Here is a 24,957-nt window from a genome sequence, read left to right on the forward strand (position 1 = left end):
GTAACACCGATGACGTGGCACGCTTGAAATATGATGGAATCGCGACGGTGCTCTTCGCTTGATTTCTCATGGTGTCCCCCGACGTTGAGTGCCACACTCCGCATCTGATTGCTGAATGCGAGAGCGGCCTCGAGAAGCCATCTGGTTGTCATTTTGGCTTCGCTTATAGCGCTAAAGCATACGAGGCATATCGGGGGAATCTGTGCGCTTCCAGACAATTCTTCAGCAATAAAGGCAAAACGGCTATTGAAGACGACACATTGGATTAGTTTATCTCGCTACGGTTGATCCTGGCCGCGTGCCTTAAACGCACGCCGAATTGCATCATGCGTGCTGTCGGGCGCGCGAGTCGCGGCCACCATTTGATGGAGTATGCCCCCCGCTCGGCTTGCAGTCCCTGGACCGGTTCTATGGGATTGGGTGTCATCAATCTCGCCTGCTCGCCGGGATGCAGAAGCCCGTGAAGCTCCTGCCGGGCCGTCGCAGTGTCCGACACGACGGCTGCGAACGGGCGGAGCCGCACCCAGCATCCGGCGGAACGGCTCGGTGATGACTGGCTCGAGCACGGCGACTGGGGGATCGAGGTCGACACGTCGGGTGAAACCGTCACGTCATGAGGAGCCTGTGCGATTGCCGACTATCAAGCACTCGCTGCGCTCCATCAAATGACAATGGACTGGCGATGTCGATCAGATACGCTTGGCTCCCCGAATGTGAGCTTCCTCCGAAATTTCGCCTTCCAGTAGGTCGTGTATAAAATCGACCCAGAGGAAGGAAAGAAGAGATGTTCAAGGTACCAAACCAGGGGTGTACTCGGCGGAGTTCAAGGCGGCGGCCGCGCAACGAATCGAGGACGGACCTCGGTCAGTTAATCCGTTGGCTCGGTGGTTTGCATCGCCGCTTGAAAACGGCCGCCGTCCCAGTATCCCCCTAACTTTCGGACAATCGGTGTGACATCGAACGTTCGCGCTCACCGGTGCCGGTTGTGATCCAGCGCTGCCCTGATTACGACGCGGGGCCGGCGGTCTGACAACCCGCAGCCAGCGAAGACCGTTACTCACGGCGGGTTTCAACCTGCGCTGAAAGCCTCCCTCGTCAAAAGTAACCGTCCTCCATGACGACGTTGCGGGCGCATGCCTCTCACCGTCTAGCAGACACTCGTGGATGTCCGATCACTGATCTACGATCGAACCGAACCGCAGCAAATTCAGTGCGACGAGACATAAGCCGTATCAGCGATTACGGCCGGGATCGCGAAGCTCTCGCGCATACGCTTAGCCTCTGCGGCAGGCGTCAAGCCAAACAGACGCCTGAATTCCCTGCTGAACTGGGACGGGCTCGCATAACCCACAGCGTGTCCCGCCGCCTCCGCGGTTAGTTCCTTGCGCACCATTAACAGGCGAGCCTGATGAAGGCGCGTCGACTTCACATATTGCATCGGCGACACCTGCGTAATCGCCTTGAAGTGGCTGTGGAAACTCGGAATGCTCATACCCGCTTCGTCGGCCAGTTGCCTCACGTCGAGGGGCTGCGCATAGCTTGCATGAATCAGGCGGAGTGAGCGGCCTATCTGGCCGAACTGTCCTCGCATCGCCAAAGCCTCGCGCAACGAGCCTCCCTGGGCTCCGGTGAGCACCCGGAAATACAGTTCACGCAGCAGCCCGGCGCCCAACACGGCAGATTCGAGTGGCCGATGCATCGCCTCGAGGAAGCGCAGCACGGACGCTTGCATTGCGTCATCCATCGGCGTCGACATCATGCTTTGAGGTGCTGGTGCGCACTCCCCCACGCCTTCGCGGTCGATCCGCTCCGCAAGTTCGGCGGCCAATGCGAAATCGAGGTGCAGATACAGCGCGAGCAGTGGGCGCTCCTCGGTTGCGTCGGTCTCCATGCTGAACGGCACGGGCACGGACACGGCCAGGTAGTGACGCTCGTCGTACAGGTAGAGCTGGTCGCCGAAATAACCTCGCTTGCGGCCCTGGCAGACGATCACGATACCGGGATCGTACAGAACGGGCGTGCGCGATAGCGCCCGGTTCGACCGCAAGATGCGGACGCTCGGCAGTGCCGTCAGGTTGTAGCCCTCGTCAGGCGCCAACGCGCGTAGCAGGACAATCATGCGTTTCTGGCTTCGAGAGGATAGAGCTGGATGCTGGGCCAAAGCGCGTATCGTGTTCATAGTTTTATGCAAGAAAATCAGCGGAATTCGGCTTAATTTGCCTCGCTGGTCAGATTAGTATGCAATCTCCAATCGACATTCGGGAGAAGCTTCAATGGCAACCAGCAAAACACTGCTCATCACCGGCGTCAGCAGCGGTTTTGGCCGCGCGCTCGCACAGGAAGCGCTGGCGGTGGGTCACAAGGTCGTCGGTACGGTGAGAAGTGCCCAGGCAAAGCGTGAATTCGAGTCCGTATCCGCGAATGCCGCTTGGGGACGCGTGCTCGACGTGACCGACTTCGACGCGATCGACGGCGTCGTGGCGGAAATCGAGGCTGGCGTCGGCCCAATCGATGTGCTGGTCAACAATGCCGGCTACGGCCACGAGGGCATCATGGAGGAATCGCCGCTCTCGGATATGCGCCGACAGTTCGATGTGAATGTATTTGGTGCGGTCGCCATGATGAAGGCCGTCCTGCCGTTCATGCGTGAGCGCCGCCGCGGCCACATTCTGAATATCACATCGATGGGCGGCTACATCACGATGCCGGGAATCGCTTATTACTGCGGCAGCAAGTTTGCGTTGGAGGGCATCTCCGAGGCGCTTGGCAAAGAGGTCAAGCCCTTCGGTATTGCCGTGACGGCCGTGGCGCCGGGCTCATTTCGCACTGACTGGGCAGGTCGCTCGATGACGCGGACCCCCCGCTCGATTTCGGATTACGACGATATTTTCAATCCCATCCGCCAGGCCCGCGAGGAAAAAAGCGGCAAGCAATTGGGAGATCCCAGGAAAGCGGCGCGCGCAATGCTGGCCGCCATGGCAGCGGATCATCCGCCCACGCGTCTTTTGCTCGGTAGCGACGCACTCGGGCTCGTTCGAGACAGGTTGTCGGCATTGAACGTGGAAATCGATGCATGGGAGGCTACCACCGTTTCGACGGACGGCTGATGAGCGCCGAGGCTGAGAAGCTGTCGAGAACCGTATCCCGCGGCGTCGGGTGCGAACGAAGCGATGCTTGCCCGATCTGAAAGTCCGTTGGCAGCGAGGATTTGTTGTGGCCGGCGATGCGTATCGCCCGCGGGTTCATCATTTCACCTGGAATTCGTTGCGCAGGGTCCGAAGATTCGGACGCCACCGGTGAGGACGCCCCCAGACGATCCAGGCACGTTACCCGGATCGTCGGGGCGGTGTCGGGCGAGCCATCTGCGGTCAATTACCGAAGAAAAGGTTGCAATAACTTGCGGGGCCGACGCACGACGATGGCGAGGGCGTCGACACATGCTCGACACTGCCGGAAGCTGCGGTGCCGTTGGTCGTCGTACCGCCAACGTCACTGTTGCCCGCCTGCTGGCTGTCCTGTGCAGCGATCTTCGCTTCAGCAGCCTGAATTTGCTCGGGATACTTCGTATGGTCGCCGTCGCCCATGTGATAGCCGGCCTGCTCGAGAAGGATCAGTTCCGCGCGCACCTGCGCACGGGTGACGGGCGCGGTGCTCTGAGCGAAGCTGACGACTGGGCTGGCAAGCGCACAGCTGGCGAGGACAAGGCATGCAAGGGTTTTCATCGTGGAGCTCCTTGATTCATGGCTAACTTAACAATCGGGAAACCGAATAGCACACTGCAGCCAGTTCTGCAGACAAACTGGAAGTTGTGGTTGATATGGGGGCATTCGACAAGAGAAGAACGCGGGCCATTGTGCGGTGATTGACGCCCTCCTTGTATCGAATTATGTTGCATTATTGCGCCGTGTAATCGTGTCAGTTGTAGTTACGTCGATAATTTGATGTTCGGCATTAAAAGCTCCTTTTTGGGAGAATAAATGTTCGGTGTCGCTTTACGATTATTCGTTAGAGTGATTTCTTGAGAGTACGGCGCACGCCTGGTTACGGATGCAGTTCGACGCGGCACACACGGAGCGAGCACCCAATATCGCAATTGGCGAGCCGTGCTTGATCAGGACAACCGCGAGTTACTGGTACTGCGCAGCGCGAGAGATCAGCCTCATACTTACCCTCGTTCAGCAGCTTTGACGGTCCTGCGCCCAACGCTCTTCACAGCGGGCACAAATCTCCGTTAGGGACCACCTGCGTGGATCACGAACTTTTGTTCGGCAAAAAACAGAACACTTGTCCATCGACTTGCTGGGGGACCGCTAGCACAATGGCGTGTAGCTGCACCTGATGCCCGGAGGCCTGTTATGGCGTCCTGTACTCGAACACCACGTGATTCCGACGCGGGCGAAAAGCCCGGGGCCAGAACATCACTGTGCACGGGCGAAACGGCTCACACAATCGAGCGCCGCAGATTCGCTGAATTTATGAATCTTTTTGTGGGACCGGTTGCAGCACTCAGTACTGAGCAGAATCTCCTCGTCAAACGCGAGTTATTGCAATCGCTGTCCCGCCGATCGGTATATTGGATCGCGCTACTGCTGGTCGGAAGCCCGTTCTGGTTCGTATTTGGATCGTGGATCCAAACATCGGATATTTATCCCTTGTTCCGTGTCGTCTGGATCCTGGGACTGTGGGGGATAGCCGCTCCTTTGGCAGCATACTTGCTGAAAAAGACCATGACGCTCCCGAAGCACGCCAGCGTCAACGCGGTCGAGCAGATGCACTGGGCATGGGCTGCATTGATCATGCTGACATCTTTCTGGTGGGCGGCGGCCAGCTTTGGGCTCATCCCACCCAAATTCGTGGTCCTCCATGGTTATTACTTTAGATTCGGCCGGTATGGCTTTCTGGAACTGACGATGATCTGCCAGGCATTTACGTTGCTGCTGCTCGCACCCAGTCTTCGTGCGGCTTTAGGTGCACTCGTGATTGGCACTATCCCATTCGGATTTAACATGGCACCACTGTTCTTTATTAACCGGCCAGGAATGTTTGACTGGTATACGGCTCAAATAATTGGCTATTGTGTCGTCGCATGGTTCATTTGCAACGATCAGCAACGCACATGTGTAAAAGAGGTTGTTCTCGAGGAGGCGCGATCTCAGGCTGTAGCGGCAACGGCGGAGAAGAACCAATTTATCGCCGCAATAAGCCATGACCTGCGTCAACCGCTCACCACGCTCGGCCTGAAGTTAGATTTCATCGAGCGGGGCGTTAAATCGACCAATCTGGTTGAAGACGTCTCGATTGCGCAAAGGCAAGTGGATGCAATGGAAGGGATGATTAACGGGGCACTGGATATCTGCCGCCTCGAGTCCGGCACCTGGAATGTAGAAATTCAGGAGGTGGCGCTGCCTTCCCTTTTACGCGGCATAGTCGTGGATATGCAACCGCTGGCTGAGGCAAAGGGGCTGAAGTTAAGACTCCGTAGTCGCCCCTATCTGGTCCGTACGGATCGACATGCGTTGGACAGGATCGTCCGGAATATGGTGATCAATGCGGTCCGTTACACGCCTTCCGAACAGGGAGGCAAGAAGGGACATGTTCTGGTGAGTTGCCAGAGGCGAGGCAGCGGCATAAAGATAAGCGTCTGGGACAACGGGATCGGTATCCCGGAAGGTCGACAGGCGGATATCTTCAAAAGCTATGTACAGGTCGATAATCCCGAGAGGAATCGTGAAAAAGGGTTCGGCCTGGGTCTGTCCATTGTCCAGGGGCTCGCGAGCCTTCTTGGTCACAAACTGGACGTGGACTCGACACCAGGACGGGGATCGCGTTTTTCGGTTACGGTCCCGTTCATGGGACTCATACCGCCGGAGTTGCGCGAGGTTCAAACGGTTGAAGACGGCGACCCGGACCTGACCAATATGGTCGTGGCGATCATCGAGGACAACAGCGACTTAAGAATCGAAATATCGATGCGCCTGATCGAGCATGGCTGCTACGTCGTGGCGGGGGAATCGTCATCCGACGTCATCGAGCAGTTGCGCATTGAGGCTTTGGCAAGCGGTCCGCACTTCATCCTCTCTGACTACCGGCTGGAAAACGAGGACGGCATTGCGGCGATTACGGCGGTCCGCGCTGCTACCGACGCCTCGATCCCTGCGATCCTGTGGTCGGGGGACACCTCGTCAGCTGTGCTCAAAAAAGTAGCCGTCAGTGGCATCAAGCTTTTGTCGGGACCGGATTCTAACCAGACCTTATTGACCATACTTGCAGAACATAAGCCAAAAACATTGACCGAAGGCGGGTGAAAGAGATGGCAGGGGAACACAAAGCTGGCACAACGGAGCGTAGCTGCACCTGATTCTCGGAGGCCTGTTATGGCGTCCTGTACTCGAACACCACGTGATTCCGACGCGGGCGAAAAGCCCGGGGCCAGCACGTCACTGTGCGCGGGCGAAACGGCTCACACAATCGAGCGCCGCGTATTCGCTGAACTTGTGAATCCTTTTCTGGGACCGGGTGCGGCACTCAGTACCGAGCAGAATCTCTATGTCAAACGTGAGTTATTGAAATCGCTGTCCCGTCGAGCGGTATGTTGGACCGTGCTAGTGTCGGTCGGAGCCTCGCTGTTGTGCGTATATGGATCGTGGATCAAAACGTCGGATAGCTACCGTTGGTTCCGTGTCGTCTGGGTCCTGGGACTGTGGGGGATAGCCACTCCCATGGCAGCATACTTGCTGAAAAAGACCATGGCGCTCCCGAAGCACGCCAGCGTCGACGCGGTCGAGCAGATGCACTGGACATGGGCTGCAGTCGTCACACTGACATCGTTCTGGTGGGCGGCAGGTAGCTTTGGGCTAACTCCACCCGATTTCTCGGGCCATGCTCCCTACGTCAAATTGGCCAGTTCCGGCTTCCTTGAGTACACGCTAATCAGCCACACATTTACCTTGCTGCTGCTCGCACCGAGTCTTCGTGCGAATTTAGGTTCATTCGTGCTCGGCGCTATCCCGTTCGGATTCAGCTTGGGACCACCTCTTTTTATTTACCGGCCAGCAATGCTGGGCTTTTATACGGCTCAACTAATTGGCTATTGTTTCCTCGCGTGGTTCATTTTTTACACTCAGAAGCGCGCATATGTTAAAGAGATTATTCTCGAGGAGGCGCGATCTCAGGCTGTAGCGGCAACGGCGGAGAAGAACCTGCTTATCGCTGCGATAAGCCATGACCTGCGTCAACCGCTCACCACGCTCGGCCTGAAGTTAAATTTCATCGAGCGGAGCGTTAAATCGACCGATCTGGTCGAAGGCGTCTCGATTGCGCAAAGGCAAGTGGATGCGATGGAAGGGATGATTAACGGGGCACTGGATATCTGCCGCCTCGAGTCCGGCACCTGGAATGTAGAAATTCAGGAGGTGGCGCTGCCTTCCCTTTTACGCGGCATAGTCGTGGATATGCAGCCGCTGGCTGAGGCAAAGGGGCTGACGTTAAGACTCCATAGTCGCCCCTATCTGGTCCGTACGGATCGACATGCGTTGGACAGGATCGTCCGGAATATGGTGCTCAATGGGCTCCGTTACACGCCTTCCGAACAGGGAGGCAAGAAGGGACATGTTCTGGTGAGTTGCCAGAGGCGAGGCAGCCGCATAAAGATAAGCGTCTGGGACAACGGGATCGGTATCCCTGAAGGTCGACAGGCGGATATCTTCAAAAGCTATGTACAGGTCGATAATCCCGAGAGGAATCGTGAAAAAGGGTTCGGCCTGGGTCTGTCCATTGTCCAGGGTCTCGCGAACCTTCTTGGTCACAAACTGGACGTGGACTCGACACCAGCACGGGGATCGCGTTTTTCGGTTACGGTCCCGTTCATGGGACTCATACCGCCGGAGTTGCGCGAGGTTCAAACGGTTGAAGACGGCGACCCGGACCTGACCAATATGGTCGTGGCGATCATCGAGGACAACAGCGACTTAAGAATAGAAATATCGATGCGCCTGATCGAGCATGGCTGCTACGTCGTGGCGGGGGAATCGTCATCCGACGTCATCGCGCAGTTGCGCATTGAGGCTTTGGCAAGCGGTCCGCACTTCATCCTCTCCGACTACCGGCTGGAAAACGAGGACGGCATTGCGGCGATTACGGCGGTCCGCGCTGCTACCGACGCTTCGATCCCTGCGATCCTGTGGTCGGGCGACACCTCGTCAGCTGTGCTCAAAAAAGTAGCCGTCAGTGGCATCAGGCTTTTGTCGAAACCGGTTTCGGAACGAACGTTATTGACCACACTTGCAGAACATAAGCCAAAAACGTCGACCGAAGGCGGTTAAAAGTGATGGCAGGGAAACATGAAGAGCGTTAGCAGAGATCTTCACGACAGTCGCGTATCTGCTGCCCCCGTTCCAAGGGTAAGTTCGGCATTGACTCGAAGTGCAGCTTCAACGCGGTTTCTGACTTGAAGTTTGTCGTAAATAACACAAGAAACCTGTCTGACATGTCCCTCGGAGACGCCAAGCTCTCTTGCGATCTGTTTACCTGAGAGGCCACGTGCAATGCAACGCGCCAAATCCCACTCTCGCGGAGAAAGCCCAAGATGATGCTGATTCCGGCTAGCTGAGGGCGCTTGTGTCGAGCATGCAAAGCGGAGCAAGACTTCTTCCGGAATCCAGAGTTCACCTCCTAAGATCCTGCTCAGTCCAATGAACATTTTTTTGTGCGCGCCTCCTTTCAACAGGATTCCTCGAGCGGCGTAGTCACGCATGCACATTCGCAAAATTTCAACTTCATGATCGTTTCCAGGAGCAAGTCCTGTGCAGATGACCACGGGAACATTGGATGGATTTCCGGCCTGAAAATGCTCAAGCGTCGCGGCGCCACGATTCTCACCATCCAGATTAAGATCCAGGAATACCAGGTCCGGGGGCGGTGTCTTGTTGACTTCTTCAAGCGCGCTGGCAAGCGTAAAGACGGGCGTGATGTCGATGGGGGCTGCGCTCAGCTCCGACGCGTGTGTTTGGACATATTCGGAAAGAGCAACGCAAAGAATTTCGTGGTCGTCGACCCATAGGATTTTCATGGTCGCTTCTCCTCTTTATACATCCGAGAAAAGCATCGATCGTGCGCTACGTTTGTGCGGAGTACTGCCTGACAGCTTAGCATATCGAACGAGGCCGCAGATCCTTGAACTGCAGAGTGTTGCGGACCCACGGTCTCTAGCGCACAGGGTGTGCCATGTTCGCGCCGTGTGCCGCGCCCCGGGCGGCACACGGCTTTGCGCGATCGAATCGGTTTGCGCGGCAGCCGCGGGCATGAAGGCGATTCGCGAGTGGTGGTGGCGCACGGACAGCCTCGCGGCGAAATGTCTGCGGCGTGCCGACAGTTCGATGCTCCGAACATGTGCGAAGTGCGTCGACGTATGCCCCTATCATTTCGTCCAGGCGGTGTTGAACGACCGATGTACCTTGGAAACTGTCCCTTCTGCTGCGGACAAGAGGTTGGAGTGGTGAGATCAGTATACGGCGCGATATTCACCGCCTTAATCGCCGCGGCGCTGTTCGGCGCCGCGACACCGTTGGCCAAGGCGCTGCTCGGCTCAGTCAGCCCCTTCATGCTCGCAGGACTGTTTTATCTCGGTAGCGGCCTGGGGCTTGGCGTCGGCATCGCGTGGCGTGCCTTTCGATCGCGCGGGCTTCAGTCCGCCGCGGACCACCGCATCACCAAAGGCGAGTCGCCTTGGCTGATCGGGGCGATAGCGATGGGTGGCGTCGCCGGCCCCGCATTGCTGATGCTGGGCCTGTCCACCACTCCAGCGGCAACGAGTTCGTTATTGCTCAACCTTGAGGGTGTGTTGACCGCAGTGATTGCCTGGGTGGTCTTCCAGGAAAATGTCGACATTCAGGTTTTTCTCGGGATGGTGGCGATCGTTGCGGGCGGCGTACTTCTGTCGTGGCATCCGGGACAGTCAGGCGTGCCGGTGGGTGCGTTACTGATCGTCGGCGCGTGTCTGTGCTGGGCAATCGACAACAACCTGACGCGCAATGTCTCGGCGAACGACCCGATGGTGATCGCGTGTCTCAAAGGGATGGTGGCCGGTCCCGTGAATCTCGGCATTGCGATCGCGGCGGGCGCTTCGCTTCCGTCAGCAGGAACCATGGCGGCAGCGATGCTGACCGGGCTTGGCGGTTACGGCGTCAGCCTCGTGCTGTTCGTTGTTGCACTTCGCCATCTCGGTACGGCGCGTACAGGCGCGTACTTTTCCGTTGCGCCGCTTTTCGGTGTCATTCTTTCGCTGATCATATGGCCCGCGCTACCCAATCTGTCTTTCTGGATTGCCGCCGCCCTGATGGCGCTGGGTATCTGGCTACATGTGCGCGAGCGGCATGAGCATGAGCACAGCCATGAGTTTCTTCAACACACGCACCGGCATCGCCATGACGAGCACCATCAGCACGCGCATGAGTTTCCTTATGCCGGTGAAGAGCCGCACACGCACCTTCACGTGCATCTGCCTATTACACATTCGCACGCGCATTTCCCCGATATCCATCATCGGCATCAGCACTAGCTGTCCTCCGACGTCGTCATTTCCCCAGGGCGGCGCAGCATCTTGTCGACTTCGCCCGCGTGCATCTCCTCGACGTGGATCATCTGACGGGCGAACTCCTCGAGTGCAACCGAGCGGTCCTCGACGAGCGCCAGCAGGTCGCGATACAACTGCAACGCAAGATTCTCGGCTTGCAACGACTCGCGGAGGATCGAAGAGATATCGAAGGTGTGCGAGTCGAGCAGAGGACCGATCGCAAGCGACGGATAGGCACCCAGAGTCGTGATCCATTCGCCAGCCTGCTGTGCGTGCAACAACGATTCATCGGCCTGCGCTCGCAGCCACGACCTGATCGGAATGCGTCCGAATCCGAAAACAAGGAACGAATAGTGCGTATATCGGACGACGCCGGCCAACTCGGATTCGAGAATCCGGTTCAGCACCGCAACAACGTCTTCCTTATTGATCTCGGCCATTTGAAGTCTCCTTTCATGGCGCGGCGAGGCATCCGGCCTCGCGACCGAGTAGGCCGGCAAGCGGCCGCAAACCGTGGCCGCACGCCTGATCGAAACGGATAGATTCCGCCGGCCCACCGCTTTTCGCATCAAGCGTTCACGACGTCGTCGAGCGCCGCACGCTCAAGTGCCCTTCCCCTTCTTCACCCGCTCGATCTGCTGCTTCGCCGCCTGATACACGACTTCCGGCGTGAAACCGAATTTCTTCTTCAGATCCGCGATCGGCGCCGACGCGCCGAACGTATGCATGACGACCTGCGCACCGAGCCGTCCTGTATACCGATCCCAGCCGAGCGACGCAGCCTGCTCGACGGCGACGCGCGCCTCGACGTCCGCGGGCAGCACCGACTCCTGATACGCGCCGTCCTCGCGCTCGAAGATGTCCCACGACGGCATCGACACGACGCGCGCCGCGATGCCCTCGCTCTTCAGCTTCTCGTACACGTCGGCGCAGATCGACAGCTCGCTGCCGGTCGCCATCAGGATCACCTCGGGCTTCTTGCCAGCGGGGGCGTCGGCGAGCACATACGCACCGTGCCTGACGCCGCTCGCGGGCGCATAGCGGCTCCGGTCGAGCGTCGGCAGCGGCTGGCGCGACAAGACGATGCACGCCGGCCGATGCGGCTGCGTCAGCGCGACACGCCATGCCTCGGCCGCTTCGTTCGCGTCGCCGGGACGCAGCACCGTTAGGCCGGGCACGCCGCGCAACGACGCGAGCTGCTCGATCGGCTGATGTGTCGGACCGTCTTCGCCGAGGCCGATCGAATCGTGCGTGAACACAAAGATGGCCGGCACTTCCATGATCGCGGACAGGCGGATCGGCGGCTTCATGTAGTCGCTGAAGATCAGGAACGTCGAGCCGTACGCGCGCAGATTCGATAGCGCAAGACCGTTGACCACCGCGCCCATCGCATGCTCGCGAATGCCGAAGTGCAGATTGCGGCCGGCATAGTTATTCGCCTGGAAGCTGCCGGCGCCTTCGAACTTCAGGTTGGTTTTCGTCGACGGCGACAGGTCCGCCGCGCCGCCGATCATCCACGGCACGCGCGCGGCAATCGCATTGAGCACCTTGCCCGACGATTCGCGTGTCGCGATGCCCTTCGGGTCCGCGTTGAAGCTCGGGATGTCGCTGTCCCAGCCCTGCGGCAATTCGTGCGCCTCGATCTGCGCGAATTCGCGCGCGAGCTCCGCATACTGCTTTTTGTAGCTGTCGAACTTCGCCTGCCATTGTTCGCGCGCCGCCTTGCCGCGCGCGCCGATGCCCTGCGCGAAGCGCTCGTGCACGCCCTCGGGCACGTAGAAGAACTTGTCCTCGGGCCAGCCGTAGAACTTCTTGGCGAGCGCGACTTCCTCGACGCCGAGCGCTTCGCCATGCGCGGACGCGGTGTCCTGCTTGTTCGGCGCCCCCCAACCGATGATGCTGTGGACCACGATCAGCGACGGCCGGTCGGTCACGCTCTTCGCTTCGACCAGCGCCTTTTCCAGCGCGGCGGTGTCGTTCGCATCGCCGACGTGCAGCGTGTGCCAGTTGTAGCCGTGAAAGCGGCTTGCCACATCGTCGCTATACGCGAGGTCCGTATGGCCTTCGATCGTCACGCGGTTGCTGTCGTAAATCCAGATCAGGTTCGACAGCTTCAGATGCCCCGCGAGCGAGGCCGCTTCGTGCGAGATGCCTTCCATCATGTCGCCGTCGCCGCAAATCGCGTACACGCGGTAGTCGAACAGCGGCGCGTCCGCGCGATTGAAGCGGCTCTCGTACCAGCGCGCGGCCATCGCCATGCCGACGCTATTGCCGAGCCCTTGCCCAAGCGGTCCCGTGGTGGTCTCGACGCCGGTCGTCATCCGGTACTCGGGGTGGCCCGGCGTATTGCTGTCGATCTGGCGGAAATGCTCGATGTCGTCGAGCGACACGGCCGGCGCGCCGGTCGGCTTGCCGTGTTCGTCGACGGCTTTCACGTTGGCCAGATGCAGCAGCGAATACAGCAGCATCGACGCATGCCCGGCCGACAGCACGAAGCGGTCGCGATTCGGCCACAGCGGCTCGTCAGGGTCGTAACGCAGGTGGTGTTGCCACAGGTGATAGGCGACCGGCGCGAGCGCCATCGGCGTGCCGGGGTGGCCGGAATTGGCTTTCTGCACGGCGTCCATCGACAGCGTGCGGATCGTGTTGATGCACAACTGATCGAGGGCGGAATCGTTTTGCATGGGACGCTCCTTGTTCGGCAATTCGCAAGACGGCCGACGCGCGCCGCGGAGCGCGCGGACGGATCGGCGCATCGTGTCGACATGGAATCGCGCGCGTCCGGGCATGTCGATAAGGACGCGAAGCCGCACGTGAACCGCCCACGTGCCAGCGTCAGCGCCGAAAGCGCGCGGGAAAATCGCGGCAAAGCCCACAGATGATGCGCCTAACCGCGCAACCCTGCACGCCACGCCGCGGCAGGTCGGTTGCTTCGCAAACGACGAAGTTCAGGCCGACTGCAGCCAAAACTCGATGACGGGACCATGCTTGCCGTCGATCGGATCGAGCGGCGGAAACGGCAACGCCAGCATCTCGGTGAGTTCCTGCGGCGTCAGCGCTTCGCGGCGAATGTCCCATTGCTGCCCTAACGGATAGCCCGCCACCACCTGAAAATGCCGCTCGAACGATTGCAGACAATGGCCGGTGCCGGCCGGCAGCAGCAGCACGTCGCCCGCGTGCAGCGTCACCACGCGTCCGCCCGGCCCGCCGACGATCACCTCGGCGCTCGCGTCTGTCACGCCGAGCACCTCGTGCGCGGTCGCGTGAAAGTGATGGAAGTCGAAGATGCTGTTGCGCCACTGCGCGGGCCATGCATTGCGCTCGAAGAGGATTTCGAACGCGGCGGGCAGATTGCCGCTGCCGGGCGACAGCGCGCGCCGGTACAGCACGACCGGCAGCTTGCTGTTGTTCGGCACCCAGTCGTGCGGCTCCAGCATGAACGCTTCGTATTCGGTCTGCGCGGCGTCGAAGCCGTGCCTGGACTCGTTGAACATGGTTGCTCCTGGCTTGTGATGCGGTTGCCGCGAACCTGCGGACGAGCAGCCGGCTAGCCTCCGCCGATGCCCTGCAGCACCTTGCCCGTGCCGCCGCACACCGCGCAGCGAGCGCCCTCGACCTTGCCCGTGCCGTGGCAGGCGCCGCACAGGTCTTCGCCAGCGCCCGGCGTGTTGGGCGGCGCTTCGTCGCCGGGGTTCATCGATGGGGTTGGATTGTCCGGTTGCATGCGCTTTCTCCGGTTGGGTGTTGACGGATTGGATGCACGGCTGGCACGCAACGCGCCGCGTCATTGCTCGCCCGGCTGCTTGTGATGCGACTCGCGCCCGCCGCCCCCCGGCGGCTCCGCGTGCTCGCCGGTGCCGAGCGGCACTTCGGCGCCCTGGCGCGGCCGCTCGCTCGACCGTGGCGGATTGGTCGCTTTGTCCACGCCGGTCTGCACGACCGGTTCGATGCCGAGCGGACTCGGCTCGACGTAGTGCGTGCCGCTCGGCTTGTTGCGGGCTTTGACTTCGTCGGACAGCGTGGGCGCGGCGCGGTTATCTGGCCTCGCGGACTGCTCGCCGCCCGGCGTCGCGCTCTGCTGCGGGGTGTCGGTCGATTGGGGATCTTGCATCGCGCCCTCCTCGTTTGCTCTGCCGTCGATTCGCGTCGTTACGCGCCATCTCGAACGGGCACCTGGTTCATGCAGCAACATTCGAGCCTTGCCGGAGAAGTCCGCGCGCAGCGCAACAGGCACGGCCATTGCGATCTCGAAGGCAGTAGGGCGGCACGTTCGCTTTGTAAAAAAGCGCCCCCGAAGGAGAACCTCATGAGCATTACGACAATTCGCGTATCCGATACCGAGGTGCAGGTCGAGCGCACGCTGTACACGTTCGCGCAAAAGAGCGACGCCGATGCGTTCCAGAACTGCCTCGTCGACGGTTCGGTCGACACCTGCTATCGCGATCATCCGCCGCTGTCGGCGCGCCCTACCCTGCCCGACGAACATCCGGGCGATCCCGCGCGCGGCAGCACGATTTCGCCGTCGCTCGGCGGTCTGCCTTGATGGCTCTGCGCCTCGCACGCAAGCACTGCCGAACCGGCTGCGCCCGCTCAGCCTTCGGGCGCGGCACGATCGGCCGCGACGAGCTTGCGGCCGTACGCAATCGCGGCGCGGCGTGCTTCGTCGGCGGTCGCATAGGGGCCGATCTGCGGTGCGCCCTCGAACGGGAACAGAATCCGCCGGTCCGCTTTCCTCACAACCTTCAGTCCACCTATGTATCGGCCGTCGCCTGTTCCGTGATAGCTGGCGAAAATCTCGAAGTCGTCGTCGGCAACGTCGGCCTTGTGTCGCGCCATATGCGCTCCTCGTCCTGTGCTTTGCGTGGGCGATGTCCAATGTGAGCCGGGCGCGCGCGGTCATCGCGATGCGGCGCGCGTGCCGGGTTCCAGCAATTGGCGTTCCATGCGAGCGACATCCGTCGGCATGCGGCACGAGCATTGCGCGTCTGAACGAAGACCAGGAGAGGACTGATGGATTTACCTGATACGAGCCGGCAAGCGCCCAGTGCAATCGGCACATTCGACCAGCCGCTGCCGCTGCATCCGCATGCGCCGATGCCGCCCGAAGTCGACCCCGACATCGCGCCGAACACGCCGCCGCCGAAGATCGACCCCGATCCGATCCCGGACGATCCGGTCGACGTTCCGCACGAACCACCCGAAGGCGATCCACCCGCGGCGCCGCCGCCACAGCGTGCATGGCGCCGGCATGCGGCGCTAGCCCGCCGGCGGGCGCATCGTCGCGATCGGAATCAGGAATTCGGATACGCCGGTCAGAATGATCTGCACGCCGATGCATAGCAGCAGGAACGCCGACACCCGCAACGCGACCTTGGTGCCCTCGACGCCGAGATAGCGCGCGAGGATCGTCGCGCGGCTGTAGATCAGATACACGCAGACGGCCACCGCGAACGTGATGGCGACCGACGCGATGCCCGACATGACGAACGCCGACAGCTTGTGCGTGCGATTCGCCGACAGCGCGATCGCGGTCGCGATCGAGCCGGGCCCAGTGGTCAGCGGCACGGTCAGAGGAAAGAACGCGCGCGATTTCGCGGTTTCGGCGTCGACGCGCTTGACTTCCGTCTGCTCGACCGCCGGCGTGTCCGGCGCATTGAGCATTTGCCAGCCGCCCACGGCAAGCGCGAGCCCGCCGCCGATGCGCAGCGCCTCCATCGAGATACCAAAGAAATGCAGGATCGGCGTGCCGATGAAGAATGCCACCAGCAGCACAACGGCGGCGTTGATCGCGATCTTGCGGGCGAGTAGGGTGCGCTCGTCGAGGGTCAACGACGCGGTCCGGTCCAGAAACACGAACGCGCCGCTGAACGGATTGATGATGCTGATTAAGCCGATAAAGCCAAACATGATGTCCGAGATCAGACTTTCGACCATGTGGGTGTCCGTGTGCCTGCTTGTCTGCGTGTGCTCGCGCGGGTTCGCGCCTGGGCGCGCCGCCGGTCATGAACCCGGCTGGAATCGCGCGGTCCGGAAAATGCTGCAATGCTCGCAGATCATATCGCGGCGCGCCAGTCGGCCTGCAAAAAGGCCGCGCGACGCCTTGCGCGCCACGGCGCGTCCCGCTTTGCACTGCAGCAATCCGGGCTGGAAAGATGCAATTGCAGCGGTCGAAACTCCGACATTTATTTTGGCCTGCTTTACGGGACCGAAGTATCCGGCATACAGTCCTCAGCGAAGCCGGAATTTCAACGACACATACCTACTGGTTCGAGGAGTTGTCCACATGCTGCTTCGTGTACTTGCCGCGTTGCCGTTCGTCGGCATCCTGGTCGGCATTTCGTTTGTCAATCGCGTCGAGCCGCTCGTGCTCGGCATGCCGTTCGTGCTGGCCTGGATCGTCATGTGGGTGGTGTTGAGCGCGATCATCATGGCGATCATCTACAACCTCGATCCGTCCAACCGACACGTCGCCGCCGATGGCGAGGAGGTTCGCCCATGAGCGCACTCGTCATCATCGCCGCCGTTACGCTATTCGCGCTGTTCCTCGGCGTGCGCGCAAGGCGCGGCCACGACATGAGCCTCGAGCAGTGGAGCGTGGGCGGCCGCAGCTTCGGCACCGCGTTCGTGTTCCTGCTGATGGCCGGCGAAATCTATACGACCTTCACGTTCCTCGGCGGCAGCGGCTTCGCGTACGGCAAGGGGGCGCCGGTCTACTACATCCTCGCGTACGGCACGCTCGCGTACATCCTGTCGTACTGGATGCTGCCGCCGATCTGGCGCTACGCGAAGACGCACCGCCTGGTCTCGCAGCCGCACTTCCTGGCGCGCAAATACGAGAGCCCGGCGCTCGGCACGCTGGTCGCGCTGGTCGGCGTGGCCGCGCTGATCCCGTACCTGGTGCTGCAATTGAAGGGCCTCGGCATCATCGTCTCGACCGCGTCGTACGGTGCGATCTCGTCGACGGCGGCGATCTGGATCGGCGCGATCGTCGTGACCTCTTACGTGATCGTGTCGGGCGTGCGCGGCTCCGCCTGGAACTCGGTGGCCAAGGATCTGCTGATTCTCGCGATCGTGCTGTTCCTCGGCATCTATCTGCCGCTGCATTACTACGGCGGCATCGGCGCGATGTTCCGTACGATCGACGCCGCCCGTCCCGGCTTCCTGACCTTCCCGGCGCGGGGTTCGAGCGTCGTGTGGTTCCAGTCGACGGTGCTGCTGACCGCGCTCGGCTTCTTCATGTGGCCGCACACGTTCGGTTCGATCTTCACGGCGAAGGACGAGCGAATCTTCCGCCGCAATGCCGCGATTCTGCCGCTCTATCAGCTGATCCTGCTGTTCGTGTTCTTCGTCGGCTTCGCGGCGACGCTGCGCGTGCCGGGCCTGAAGGGCGCCGACATCGACCTGTCGTTGTTCCGCCTGTCGCTGCAGACGTTCGATCCGTGGTTCGTCGGCGTGATCGGCGCGGCCGGTATCCTGACCGCGCTGGTGCCGGGCTCGATGATCCTGACCTCGGCGTCGACGCTGCTCGCCAACGACGTGTATCGCGGCATGGTGAACCGCAACGCGTCGGATGCGTCGGTCGCGGTGATCGCGCGCTTCCTCGTACCGGTCGTGGCGCTGGTCGCGGTCGCCTTCACGCTGAACGGCGGCGAAACCATCGTCGCACTGCTGCTGATGGGCTACAGCTTCGTCACGCAATTGTTCCCGGCCGTGCTCTGCAGCCTGTTCCCGCACAACCGCGCGACGAGGCAAGGCGCGTTCTGCGGCATCGTCGCGGGTGTCGCGGTGGTAACACTGACCACGACGCTGCACTGGAGCGTCGGTCAACTGATGCCGTTCCTGCCCGATGCGCTGAAGGACGTCAACATCGGCTTCCTTGCGCTCGCGGTCAACGTGATCGTGTTCGTGATCGTCAGCGCGGTGACGCAGCCGAGCGCAGCCGAGCAGGAGAAGCACGCGTCGGCGCATTGAAAGACCTGGCCGCGGGCGTGATTCGAGGCTTGCTGTTTCGAGCGCCCGCATTTGCGTACGCTGGCGCCTGACGCATCTGAAGGGGCTGTTCGTTTCGGCGACAGCCCCTGATTCTTTCTGTTCACGGCTCGACCGCGCTCTCAACGATCCACGGAGCCCCGAATGTCCTACGTTCTCTACTACTCGCCCGGCGCGGCCAGCATGCCCGTGCACTGGATGCTGCTCGAAATGGGCGTGCCGTTCGAAGCGCGCCTCGTCGATATCGACGCGGGCCAGCAGCACGATCCCGAGTATCTGCGTCTGAATCCGGCCGGGCGCGTGCCCACGCTGGTCGTCGATGGCGTGCCGCGGCATGAATCGGCCGCGCTGCTGATGCTGCTCGCCGAGCGCCACGCCGAGGCCGACCTCGCGCCCACGCCCGGCTCGGCCGCACGCGCGGAATGGCTCGAATGGATGATCTACCTCGCGAATACGCTGCTGCCCGCGATGCGCGACTGGTTCTACGCCGGCAGCGACGGCGACCCCGCGGGCGCCGAGGCGGTGCGTGCGCTCGCGCAACGCCGCATCGAACAAGCGTGTGCGCGGCTCGACAGGCATTTCGCCGACGGCCACGCATACCTCGCGGGCGGCAAGCTCAGCACCGCCGATCTGCTCGCGCTCGTGCTGATGCGCTGGACCCGCAACATGCCCCACCCCGCGACGGTGGGCTGGCCGCATCTCGCGAGCTATATCCGCAGGCTGCGCGCACGGCCGGCGTTCATCGAACTCAACGAGCGCGAAAAGCTGACGGAGTGGCGCAACGAAGGCCAGTGACGGTCAGGCGGTTCACAACGTCGCTTCCCTGCCCGTCTGCGCCGCGAACGCGAAGCCGTTCTTGCCGTCGCGCTTGACCTGATACATCGCGGCATCGGCGGCGGCGACCAGACGGCGGTGATCGTCGACGTCGTCGGGATAACTCGCAATGCCCACGCTCGCGCGCACGCCGCCGATTCCCATCTGTTGGTCGGTGTCGACCACGCAGGCCATCAGCCGGCGCGCGATCTCGGCGAGCTCGTCATCGCCCGCGAAGGTGCGCACCAGCACCGCGAACTCGTCGCCGCCGATGCGCGCGACCAGATCGCCTTTGCGCACCGACGCGCGAAACCGGGCGGATACCGCGGCGAGGAATTCGTCGCCGGTGCGATGCCCGAACGAATCGTTGACCTGCTTGAAGCCATCGAGGTCGATATACAGCACCGCGAGGCGCTGCTCGACGGCCACGGTCCGCGCGTGCCTGGCGGCAGAGTCGAGCGCGGCCAGCAGCTTGCGGCGGTTCGACAGGCCCGTCAGCGAATCGTGCAGCGACGCCAGCTCGAACTCGTGCGACTGCCCCGCGAGCTGGCGGGTGCGCTTCGCGTACATGCCGAGCGCCGTGATCAGCATGCAGAACAGCAGCGCGGCGAGCGCGATCAGCGTGCGCGCGACGTGCGCGACGCGCAGCCGCACGTCGGCGCTCGACGCGTCGCGTTGTGCGCGCCAGTAGGCCGACACGCTGCCGAGCGCCGCCGCGACGGCTTCGGGCGTCGCCTGTGTCGGTGACATCAACGGAATGGGCGGCGCCGGCGACGGACTCGCGTTGACGAGCGCCGCGAGCGCCGCGAAACGCCGCGCGAGTTCGGCGCGCGCCGCGTCATAGGCCGGCACGAACGACGCGTCGTGACTCGCCGGGGTGTCGGCCATACGCTGCCACGCGGCCAACTGTTCGCGCGCGCTGTCGACGCGCCCGGCGGCTTCGAGCACGAGGCCCGCGTACTCCTGCTTCAACTGATCGGAAAACACCGTGCGGATCTGCATCGCCACATACAGCAGGCCGAACAGCAGACACAACAGCGCGGCCACGCCGACGCTCGCGGGCCCCGGCCGGAAGCGCCACACCGGCACGCGCGCGCGTGCGGCGCCGCGTAGCCCTGCTCGCCCCGCTGGCCCGACGACCGCGTGCTCAGGGATGGGAGTAGGGATCTTGTTGCCGTCGGCCGTTGTCATGTTGACGATAGCTCACGCGTCGAAAGAACTGTCCGATCCGCGCAAACAGACCGCCCTTGTGCTGCGACGACGCCCGCCGCTCCTGCTGGGCGAGCCGTGCTTCTTTCGCGTCGTGACCGGCCGCGGGCTTCGCGGTGGAATTGGCGGCATTGGCGACGTGCCGCGGGTAGCCCGGCGGCGGCGTGGGAACAATGGGGGCTGTGGGTGGGGTGGCCGACATATCTGCCGACATATCTGCCGACATATCCGCCGAGGTATCGACCGGCGTATCGGCCAGCGTGGCGGTGAGATTCGGGTCAGGCGTACTCGGGCGGATCTGCCCGGACCACACGGCCGGGTTGGTGTCCTCGAAGCCGCCGTTCGCGCCGGCCGCTGCGAGCGCGACCTCTGGCGCGGCGGGCTGCCTGGCTGACGGCATGGCAAACGGCATGGCAAACGGCGCGGCGGCCTCCTCCGACGCGTGCGCGACGGCCACCGTCGGCACCCGGGCCGATGCCGATGAGCCGAGCGCCTGGCGCGCGCCCGCAATGGCATCCGCGTACGTCTGCTGATCCTGGTTGAACCAGACGCCGTAGGCGACGGTGCCCATCACACCGAAGGTCAGCGCGCCGGCCGCCGCGAGGCACAGGGCGAGGCGGCCGAAGCGCGGGGGCGGCACGCCCGATTCGTCAGGGCCGTCGGGTTCGAAGGAGGACCGGCCGTCCGTTGTGGAATGACGCAAGTCGATATCGTCGGGATCGGTAGCCATCGCAATACGCTCCGGGTATGCCACTTCTTGCAGACAAGCTGGCGCGCTGACGAGCCGGCGCGTAAACCGAGCTCGCAGGCTGCCGCTGCACGCAATGCTCAATGAATGTAATCCTGTCGCGAACGGCCGACAACATAGCAGCGTTGCGTTTCCGCCTCGCTCCGGCGGTGCTTCAAACGGCCCCCCCAGATGCCGTGTGAGTTGGCAAAAAAGCGTGCAAAACAGGTAAAAACTCCAACCCAGCACAGAGCCCGACAGCCAGCCGTGCGCCTGCCGTCGGCCGCTACGCCCGATGCGACGCGGATTCTGCGAAACGCGCCAACGCGGTCGCCGTTTCGCACGCAACAACCGGGCCTGGCGACGAACGCGCGCGCGACGCCGAAACCGCCGCTTGAAACCCGCGTTGGACTGCGCGCGCCGCGCGCCTCGAGTAGCATTCCGCGAACCTACTGCCGTGCGAATTCCCGAAGCCGTCCGCGCCGGATGGTAAGGTCACGTGCGCGCATGTCGCGAACGCCGCGCCGTGCCGGGCCCAACGGTGCCCGGCCCAACGTCATCGGTCAGCATAAAAATCATGTCGAACAGGTATCTGCACCAGCCACTCACGCCGTTGCGCCGCGCGCTCGCGCGCTTTTCTCTGTCGGAAACCGCCAAGTACACGAAGCTGACGCTCGGCCTGTGGATCGGTTTCGGCATCCCATACCTGCTCGGCTTTCCCGACGCGGCCGTGCCGCTAGCCGGTTCGACGATGCTGACGCTGGCGCTCGGTAGCTCGATTTCGGCGGCTCGAAGCTACTTCTACAAGCGGGTGTTTTCGAACGTAGTGGCGATGCCGATCGGCACGCTGCTGATCTGGCTGACCGCGCCGCACCTGTGGATGGGCGCGGCGCTGCTGCCGGTCGTGATCTTCAGCATCGTCGCGCTGCGGCCGTCGCTGTTCCAGATGACCAGCATCACGGTGCCGATCACGCTCGTGCTCTATACCGGCGAACATCTTCCGCTGCTCGAACAGCGCCTGATTGGCGTGGTACTCGGCATGTTGCTCGGCTTCGTCATCCAGCAGATCGCGTTTCCGCCCGATCACGGCTACTGGGCGAACACGCTCGTCAACGACGGCAACGAACAGGCCACCGATGTCGTCGCGCAACTGGCCGCGGGACAGCTCGACAAAGCGCAGATCAAGCCGGCGGCCTCCAGGCTGCGCACGCTGAGCACGAACCTGAAGCAGGCGCACCTGTTGCTGAAGACCGACCTCGAGCAGGCGTGGGTGTCGCCGCATCTGAAGCGCAACGCGGCACGGCTGCCGGTGTTCGCGAGCTATCAGGAGACCTTCGATTCGCTGGTCAATTTTCTTGAAACGATGGACACGTTTCACGATCAGTTCGCCGCGCTCGACGCCGCGTGGCGCGAAATGTTTCTCGCGCGGCTCGCGCGGCTCGTCAACGCGCACCGGCAACTGGCCGGGGCGGCGGACCTGCGCGTCGAGCGTCCGTCGCTCGACGCGCCGCCGCTGCATATGGAGGACCTGCGTCAACTGACCGAGGACCTGCCCGCGTCCGACGTGTTTACGAGCGTGTACCTCGGGCATCTGACCGGCTATGGGATTCTGCTATGCCGGTTGAGCGAGCTGCATACCGCGTGAGGGGCGTTCCGTAAAGTCAGCACTACCAGGACCGCAACACGATGCACGATGGACAACTGAGGCAAATTGTTTTGCCGAGTACGAATTGGATTTGGAGCAATGCAACTTCGTACGAGCGATGACCCAAGACCCCCGTGCTTATGCCATGTGCAAACAGACGGCATTTCAAAATTACCAGAGCTGCAGAGGTTTCTGAGATGACAAAGCGCCAGCGTGCCACCGTGATTTTTTATAACGAGGATGCCTGTGAAATCCAGGTATGTACCGTGTCGCGCGAGGAAGTCGAGGGGGCAATAGATCGGCAGATAGCGCGCGGAATGGCAATGACTGTGCCTCTGGGTTCGGACGATTGCCGCGCGCCGATCACGGACGAAACCTTGCGTCAAATCGGAGGCATGGCTGTTCTCAACCAGGCGTCTGTCCATCCCGAATTGCGCGATCGTCTGCACATTTCGCTGCACCACCCCGTCGACTGGGGGCAGGCCAAGCCGCCTACGGAATAACAGTGCTCGCGATCCAGGGTTGAGTTCGGAGCAAAATCCGAACTGCCCTTGCTGAGCAAGGGCTTGGCGGCAATTGGATCATTGCACGGTAATGGTCGCCTTCATGTTCGGATGGATGCCGCAAAAGATCTTGTACACGCCCGGTTTATCGAATTTGAACTGATAGGTGTCGTCCTGATCGAGCGCGGCCGAGCGGAACAGGCCCGCGTCGTTGACCACGGAGTGCGGCTCGCCGTCGAGATTCTTCCATGTGACCGTCGTGCCCGCCTTGATGGTCAGTTCCATCGGCGAGAACATGAAGTTCTTGATGACGATCGCGTTAGGCGTCGACGCGACGGTCTGTTTCTGCACCTGCATCGGCATCGTCGTTTGCGCAAAACCGAGCCCCGCCGACACCGCCAGAATCGCGACACTGCCGAGCAGAATCGCGAGCGCGCGGCCCATCATCCTGGTTAGCATCATTGATCTCCTCGAGCGTAAAAGTAGCGCGTGTCGTCAGGCGAGCGTCGTGTCGTCGAGCGTCGCCTTCAGCGGATGACGCGCGATGCTGACGCTCGTCACGCCGAGCATCTTCGGCAGCTGGTCGCTCGCGACCTTCAGCGGCCCAGGGCCATCGCCCTGGCCGGCGGTCGGCTGCGGATAGGCGGTCGAGCGCGCGGTATGGAACGTCACGTTGCCCTCGACCTTCGTCACGATCTGATGAATGTGGCCGTTCAACACCGTCACGGAACCGAAGCGCTTCAGATAGCTCATCGCCTGTCCCGCGTCGCCGGTGCCCCAGCCCCACGGCTCGTAGATGGTCCACATCGGCATGTGCGCGAACACCACGACCGGGGTGCTCGACGAGCGGCCTTTCAGATCGTTTTCGAGCCATTCGAGCTGCTCGTCGCCGAGACCGCCGAGGCCGTTCGGCTTGAAATGCATCACGTTGACGAGCCCGACGAAATGCACGCCCTGGTGATCGAAGCTGTAATAGCCGCGGTTATCCGAAGCCTTGCCGAAGCGGCTGAAGTACTCCGTGCCGGGGCCGTCGGTGACGTCATGCTCGCCGGGGACCGTGTGCAGCTCGGTGATCTTCAGTCCCGACATCAGCTGCGCGGCCAGATCGAATTCCGCGGGCTTCGACAGATGCGTGATGTCGCCGGTGTGAATCGCGAGCGGCGGACGCGCCGGCATCGCGTTGACGTAATCGATCGTCTGTTTCAGCGTGCCCGCGACGTCGGGATTCGCCTCCTTGTTGAAGCCGATATGCGTGTCGCTGATCTGCAGGAAAAGCGGCGTGCCAGCCGCTGGCGTCGCGGTGTTCGCGTCGGCCGCGAGCGCGAGTTCGACCGGCGTCAGCACGCCGCCCGACAGCATGAACACGGTGCCGAGGCCGCCGAACGCAAGACACTTCAGCGCGCCGCGACGCGCCGGATCGAATGAATGATGTGACGACATGATGACCTCACGATAAGGATTCGCCGAATCGAACCCGGTTCGTGAGGCATGACTGGTGTGG

General features: G+C 62.0%; 24 protein-coding genes and 1 pseudogene. 11 read left to right on the forward strand and 14 right to left on the reverse strand.

Annotated elements, in window-relative coordinates; translation table 11 throughout:
* Positions 1 to 488 precede the first annotated feature (488 nt).
* A pseudogene (locus OKW40_RS37805) lies at positions 489 to 617 on the forward strand (DUF3079 domain-containing protein); the annotation flags it as partial.
* 590 nt (positions 618 to 1,207) lie between these two features.
* Here OKW40_RS37805 and OKW40_RS37810 read toward each other — a convergent pair.
* Positions 1,208 to 2,179 (reverse strand): AraC family transcriptional regulator, encoded by a 972-nt coding sequence (locus tag OKW40_RS37810; protein ID WP_429493912.1) that lies wholly within the window; start codon positions 2,177 to 2,179, stop codon positions 1,208 to 1,210.
* Positions 2,180 to 2,273: 94 nt separating this feature from the next.
* On the opposite strand from OKW40_RS37810, the gene OKW40_RS37815 reads away from it, so the two are divergent.
* Positions 2,274 to 3,107, forward strand: coding sequence for an oxidoreductase (locus OKW40_RS37815; protein ID WP_429493913.1), 834 nt, complete (start codon positions 2,274 to 2,276; stop codon positions 3,105 to 3,107).
* 261 nt (positions 3,108 to 3,368) lie between these two features.
* On the opposite strand, the gene OKW40_RS37820 is transcribed toward OKW40_RS37815, so the two are convergent.
* Positions 3,369 to 3,722: a DUF4148 domain-containing protein gene (locus tag OKW40_RS37820; protein WP_184060108.1), complete on the reverse strand. Its 354-nt coding sequence runs from the start codon at positions 3,720 to 3,722 to the stop codon at positions 3,369 to 3,371.
* A gap of 753 nt (positions 3,723 to 4,475) precedes the next feature.
* Here OKW40_RS37820 and OKW40_RS37825 point away from each other — a divergent pair.
* Entirely contained in the window at positions 4,476 to 6,305 is a 1,830-nt protein-coding gene (locus OKW40_RS37825; protein ID WP_429493914.1) for a hybrid sensor histidine kinase/response regulator, read from the forward strand.
* A gap of 426 nt (positions 6,306 to 6,731) precedes the next feature.
* A complete protein-coding gene (locus tag OKW40_RS37830) occupies positions 6,732 to 8,321 on the forward strand; it encodes a hybrid sensor histidine kinase/response regulator (protein WP_429493915.1) in 1,590 nt (529 codons plus the stop codon).
* A gap of 41 nt (positions 8,322 to 8,362) precedes the next feature.
* On the opposite strand, the gene OKW40_RS37835 is transcribed toward OKW40_RS37830, so the two are convergent.
* Positions 8,363 to 9,067 carry a LuxR C-terminal-related transcriptional regulator gene (locus tag OKW40_RS37835; RefSeq protein WP_184060101.1) on the reverse strand — a complete coding sequence of 235 codons (705 nt, stop codon included), beginning with the start codon at positions 9,065 to 9,067 and terminating at the stop codon, positions 8,363 to 8,365.
* Positions 9,068 to 9,445: 378 nt separating this feature from the next.
* Between OKW40_RS37835 and OKW40_RS37840 the strand changes: the two genes are divergently transcribed.
* Positions 9,446 to 10,555, forward strand: coding sequence for a DMT family transporter (locus OKW40_RS37840; protein ID WP_429493916.1), 1,110 nt, complete (start codon positions 9,446 to 9,448; stop codon positions 10,553 to 10,555).
* Here the strand turns inward: OKW40_RS37840 and OKW40_RS37845 are convergent.
* The 5 genes from OKW40_RS37845 to OKW40_RS37865 all read right to left on the reverse strand — a co-directional run bounded on the left by OKW40_RS37845 (position 10,552) and on the right by OKW40_RS37865 (position 14,681).
* Complete coding sequence (locus tag OKW40_RS37845; RefSeq protein ID WP_018425186.1) at positions 10,552 to 11,010, reverse strand: ferritin-like domain-containing protein; 459 nt, start codon at positions 11,008 to 11,010, stop codon at positions 10,552 to 10,554. The two genes, OKW40_RS37840 and OKW40_RS37845, sit on opposite strands and share 4 nt — an antisense overlap.
* Positions 11,011 to 11,172: 162 nt before the next feature.
* Complete coding sequence (gene tkt / locus OKW40_RS37850; protein ID WP_429493917.1) at positions 11,173 to 13,254, reverse strand: transketolase; 2,082 nt, start codon at positions 13,252 to 13,254, stop codon at positions 11,173 to 11,175.
* A gap of 264 nt (positions 13,255 to 13,518) precedes the next feature.
* Entirely contained in the window at positions 13,519 to 14,064 is a 546-nt protein-coding gene (locus OKW40_RS37855; RefSeq protein WP_184060095.1) for a cupin, read from the reverse strand.
* 53 nt (positions 14,065 to 14,117) lie between these two features.
* A complete protein-coding gene (locus OKW40_RS37860; RefSeq protein WP_429403102.1) occupies positions 14,118 to 14,294 on the reverse strand; it encodes a hypothetical protein in 177 nt (58 codons plus the stop codon).
* Between the two features lie 60 nt (positions 14,295 to 14,354).
* On the reverse strand, positions 14,355 to 14,681 hold the full coding sequence (locus OKW40_RS37865) for a hypothetical protein (protein WP_090810523.1): 327 nt from the start codon (positions 14,679 to 14,681) through the stop codon (positions 14,355 to 14,357).
* 195 nt (positions 14,682 to 14,876) lie between these two features.
* Here OKW40_RS37865 and OKW40_RS37870 point away from each other — a divergent pair, with 195 nt between their 5' ends.
* Positions 14,877 to 15,113, forward strand: coding sequence for a hypothetical protein (locus OKW40_RS37870; RefSeq protein WP_184060089.1), 237 nt, complete (start codon positions 14,877 to 14,879; stop codon positions 15,111 to 15,113).
* Positions 15,114 to 15,160: 47 nt separating this feature from the next.
* Here OKW40_RS37870 and OKW40_RS37875 read toward each other — a convergent pair whose 3' ends face one another.
* A complete protein-coding gene (locus tag OKW40_RS37875; protein WP_090809892.1) occupies positions 15,161 to 15,406 on the reverse strand; it encodes a DUF6723 family protein in 246 nt (81 codons plus the stop codon).
* A gap of 420 nt (positions 15,407 to 15,826) precedes the next feature.
* The gene (locus tag OKW40_RS37880; protein ID WP_018425193.1) at positions 15,827 to 16,504 is read right to left on the reverse strand and encodes a MarC family protein; all 678 of its coding nucleotides are present in this window, start codon (positions 16,502 to 16,504) and stop codon (positions 15,827 to 15,829) included.
* Between the two features lie 349 nt (positions 16,505 to 16,853).
* Here OKW40_RS37880 and OKW40_RS37885 point away from each other — a divergent pair, with 349 nt between their 5' ends.
* The 3 genes from OKW40_RS37885 (at position 16,854) to OKW40_RS37895 (ending at position 19,354) form a co-directional block, all read left to right on the forward strand.
* Positions 16,854 to 17,069 carry a DUF3311 domain-containing protein gene (locus OKW40_RS37885; RefSeq protein ID WP_184047032.1) on the forward strand — a complete coding sequence of 72 codons (216 nt, stop codon included), beginning with the start codon at positions 16,854 to 16,856 and terminating at the stop codon, positions 17,067 to 17,069.
* Positions 17,066 to 18,541, forward strand: coding sequence for a sodium:solute symporter family protein (locus tag OKW40_RS37890; RefSeq protein ID WP_184060087.1), 1,476 nt, complete (start codon positions 17,066 to 17,068; stop codon positions 18,539 to 18,541). Before OKW40_RS37885 ends, OKW40_RS37890 begins: the two co-directional genes overlap by 4 nt.
* A gap of 162 nt (positions 18,542 to 18,703) precedes the next feature.
* Positions 18,704 to 19,354 (forward strand): glutathione S-transferase family protein, encoded by a 651-nt coding sequence (locus OKW40_RS37895; RefSeq protein ID WP_429493918.1) that lies wholly within the window; start codon positions 18,704 to 18,706, stop codon positions 19,352 to 19,354.
* Positions 19,355 to 19,366: 12 nt separating this feature from the next.
* On the opposite strand, the gene OKW40_RS37900 is transcribed toward OKW40_RS37895, so the two are convergent.
* Positions 19,367 to 20,563: a GGDEF domain-containing protein gene (locus tag OKW40_RS37900; protein WP_221309104.1), complete on the reverse strand. Its 1,197-nt coding sequence runs from the start codon at positions 20,561 to 20,563 to the stop codon at positions 19,367 to 19,369.
* Positions 20,520 to 21,311: a hypothetical protein gene (locus OKW40_RS37905; protein ID WP_429493919.1), complete on the reverse strand. Its 792-nt coding sequence runs from the start codon at positions 21,309 to 21,311 to the stop codon at positions 20,520 to 20,522. The genes OKW40_RS37900 and OKW40_RS37905 overlap by 44 nt, the downstream gene beginning before the upstream one ends.
* Positions 21,312 to 21,885: 574 nt before the next feature.
* Here OKW40_RS37905 and OKW40_RS37910 point away from each other — a divergent pair.
* Together OKW40_RS37910 and OKW40_RS37915 are read left to right on the forward strand one after the other, a co-directional pair.
* Entirely contained in the window at positions 21,886 to 22,953 is a 1,068-nt protein-coding gene (locus OKW40_RS37910; protein WP_429493920.1) for an FUSC family protein, read from the forward strand.
* Positions 22,954 to 23,150: 197 nt separating this feature from the next.
* Entirely contained in the window at positions 23,151 to 23,456 is a 306-nt protein-coding gene (locus tag OKW40_RS37915; protein ID WP_429353705.1) for a hypothetical protein, read from the forward strand.
* Positions 23,457 to 23,534: 78 nt separating this feature from the next.
* On the opposite strand, the gene OKW40_RS37920 is transcribed toward OKW40_RS37915, so the two are convergent.
* Both OKW40_RS37920 and OKW40_RS37925 read right to left on the reverse strand, forming a co-directional pair.
* Complete coding sequence (locus tag OKW40_RS37920) at positions 23,535 to 23,915, reverse strand: cupredoxin domain-containing protein (protein WP_429353704.1); 381 nt, start codon at positions 23,913 to 23,915, stop codon at positions 23,535 to 23,537.
* A gap of 36 nt (positions 23,916 to 23,951) precedes the next feature.
* A complete protein-coding gene (locus OKW40_RS37925; protein WP_090809872.1) occupies positions 23,952 to 24,896 on the reverse strand; it encodes a metallophosphoesterase family protein in 945 nt (314 codons plus the stop codon).
* Between the last annotated feature and the right edge of the window lie 61 nt (positions 24,897 to 24,957).

Source organism: Paraburkholderia sp. RAU6.4a (assembly GCF_050435625.1).
GTDB lineage: Bacteria > Pseudomonadota > Gammaproteobacteria > Burkholderiales > Burkholderiaceae > Paraburkholderia > Paraburkholderia tuberum.

What these genes read in the sequence shown, in the direction of transcription:
- OKW40_RS37810 (WP_429493912.1), bottom strand. Translation starts at nt 2,179, where the DNA reads ATGAACACGATACGCGCTTTGGCCCAGCATCCAGCTCTATCCTCTCGA.
- OKW40_RS37815 (WP_429493913.1), top strand. Translation starts at nt 2,274, where the DNA reads ATGGCAACCAGCAAAACACTGCTCATCACCGGCGTCAGCAGCGGTTTT.
- OKW40_RS37820 (WP_184060108.1), bottom strand. Translation starts at nt 3,722, where the DNA reads ATGAAAACCCTTGCATGCCTTGTCCTCGCCAGCTGTGCGCTTGCCAGC.
- OKW40_RS37825 (WP_429493914.1), top strand. Translation starts at nt 4,476, where the DNA reads ATGAATCTTTTTGTGGGACCGGTTGCAGCACTCAGTACTGAGCAGAAT.
- OKW40_RS37835 (WP_184060101.1), bottom strand. Translation starts at nt 9,067, where the DNA reads ATGAAAATCCTATGGGTCGACGACCACGAAATTCTTTGCGTTGCTCTT.
- OKW40_RS37840 (WP_429493916.1), top strand. Translation starts at nt 9,446, where the DNA reads ATGTACCTTGGAAACTGTCCCTTCTGCTGCGGACAAGAGGTTGGAGTG.
- OKW40_RS37845 (WP_018425186.1), bottom strand. Translation starts at nt 11,010, where the DNA reads ATGGCCGAGATCAATAAGGAAGACGTTGTTGCGGTGCTGAACCGGATT.
- tkt (WP_429493917.1), bottom strand. Translation starts at nt 13,254, where the DNA reads ATGCAAAACGATTCCGCCCTCGATCAGTTGTGCATCAACACGATCCGC.
- OKW40_RS37855 (WP_184060095.1), bottom strand. Translation starts at nt 14,064, where the DNA reads ATGTTCAACGAGTCCAGGCACGGCTTCGACGCCGCGCAGACCGAATAC.
- OKW40_RS37860 (WP_429403102.1), bottom strand. Translation starts at nt 14,294, where the DNA reads ATGCAACCGGACAATCCAACCCCATCGATGAACCCCGGCGACGAAGCG.
- OKW40_RS37865 (WP_090810523.1), bottom strand. Translation starts at nt 14,681, where the DNA reads ATGCAAGATCCCCAATCGACCGACACCCCGCAGCAGAGCGCGACGCCG.
- OKW40_RS37870 (WP_184060089.1), top strand. Translation starts at nt 14,877, where the DNA reads ATGAGCATTACGACAATTCGCGTATCCGATACCGAGGTGCAGGTCGAG.
- OKW40_RS37875 (WP_090809892.1), bottom strand. Translation starts at nt 15,406, where the DNA reads ATGGCGCGACACAAGGCCGACGTTGCCGACGACGACTTCGAGATTTTC.
- OKW40_RS37880 (WP_018425193.1), bottom strand. Translation starts at nt 16,504, where the DNA reads ATGGTCGAAAGTCTGATCTCGGACATCATGTTTGGCTTTATCGGCTTA.
- OKW40_RS37885 (WP_184047032.1), top strand. Translation starts at nt 16,854, where the DNA reads ATGCTGCTTCGTGTACTTGCCGCGTTGCCGTTCGTCGGCATCCTGGTC.
- OKW40_RS37890 (WP_184060087.1), top strand. Translation starts at nt 17,066, where the DNA reads ATGAGCGCACTCGTCATCATCGCCGCCGTTACGCTATTCGCGCTGTTC.
- OKW40_RS37895 (WP_429493918.1), top strand. Translation starts at nt 18,704, where the DNA reads ATGTCCTACGTTCTCTACTACTCGCCCGGCGCGGCCAGCATGCCCGTG.
- OKW40_RS37900 (WP_221309104.1), bottom strand. Translation starts at nt 20,563, where the DNA reads ATGACAACGGCCGACGGCAACAAGATCCCTACTCCCATCCCTGAGCAC.
- OKW40_RS37905 (WP_429493919.1), bottom strand. Translation starts at nt 21,311, where the DNA reads ATGGCTACCGATCCCGACGATATCGACTTGCGTCATTCCACAACGGAC.
- OKW40_RS37910 (WP_429493920.1), top strand. Translation starts at nt 21,886, where the DNA reads ATGTCGAACAGGTATCTGCACCAGCCACTCACGCCGTTGCGCCGCGCG.
- OKW40_RS37915 (WP_429353705.1), top strand. Translation starts at nt 23,151, where the DNA reads ATGACAAAGCGCCAGCGTGCCACCGTGATTTTTTATAACGAGGATGCC.
- OKW40_RS37920 (WP_429353704.1), bottom strand. Translation starts at nt 23,915, where the DNA reads ATGCTAACCAGGATGATGGGCCGCGCGCTCGCGATTCTGCTCGGCAGT.
- OKW40_RS37925 (WP_090809872.1), bottom strand. Translation starts at nt 24,896, where the DNA reads ATGTCGTCACATCATTCATTCGATCCGGCGCGTCGCGGCGCGCTGAAG.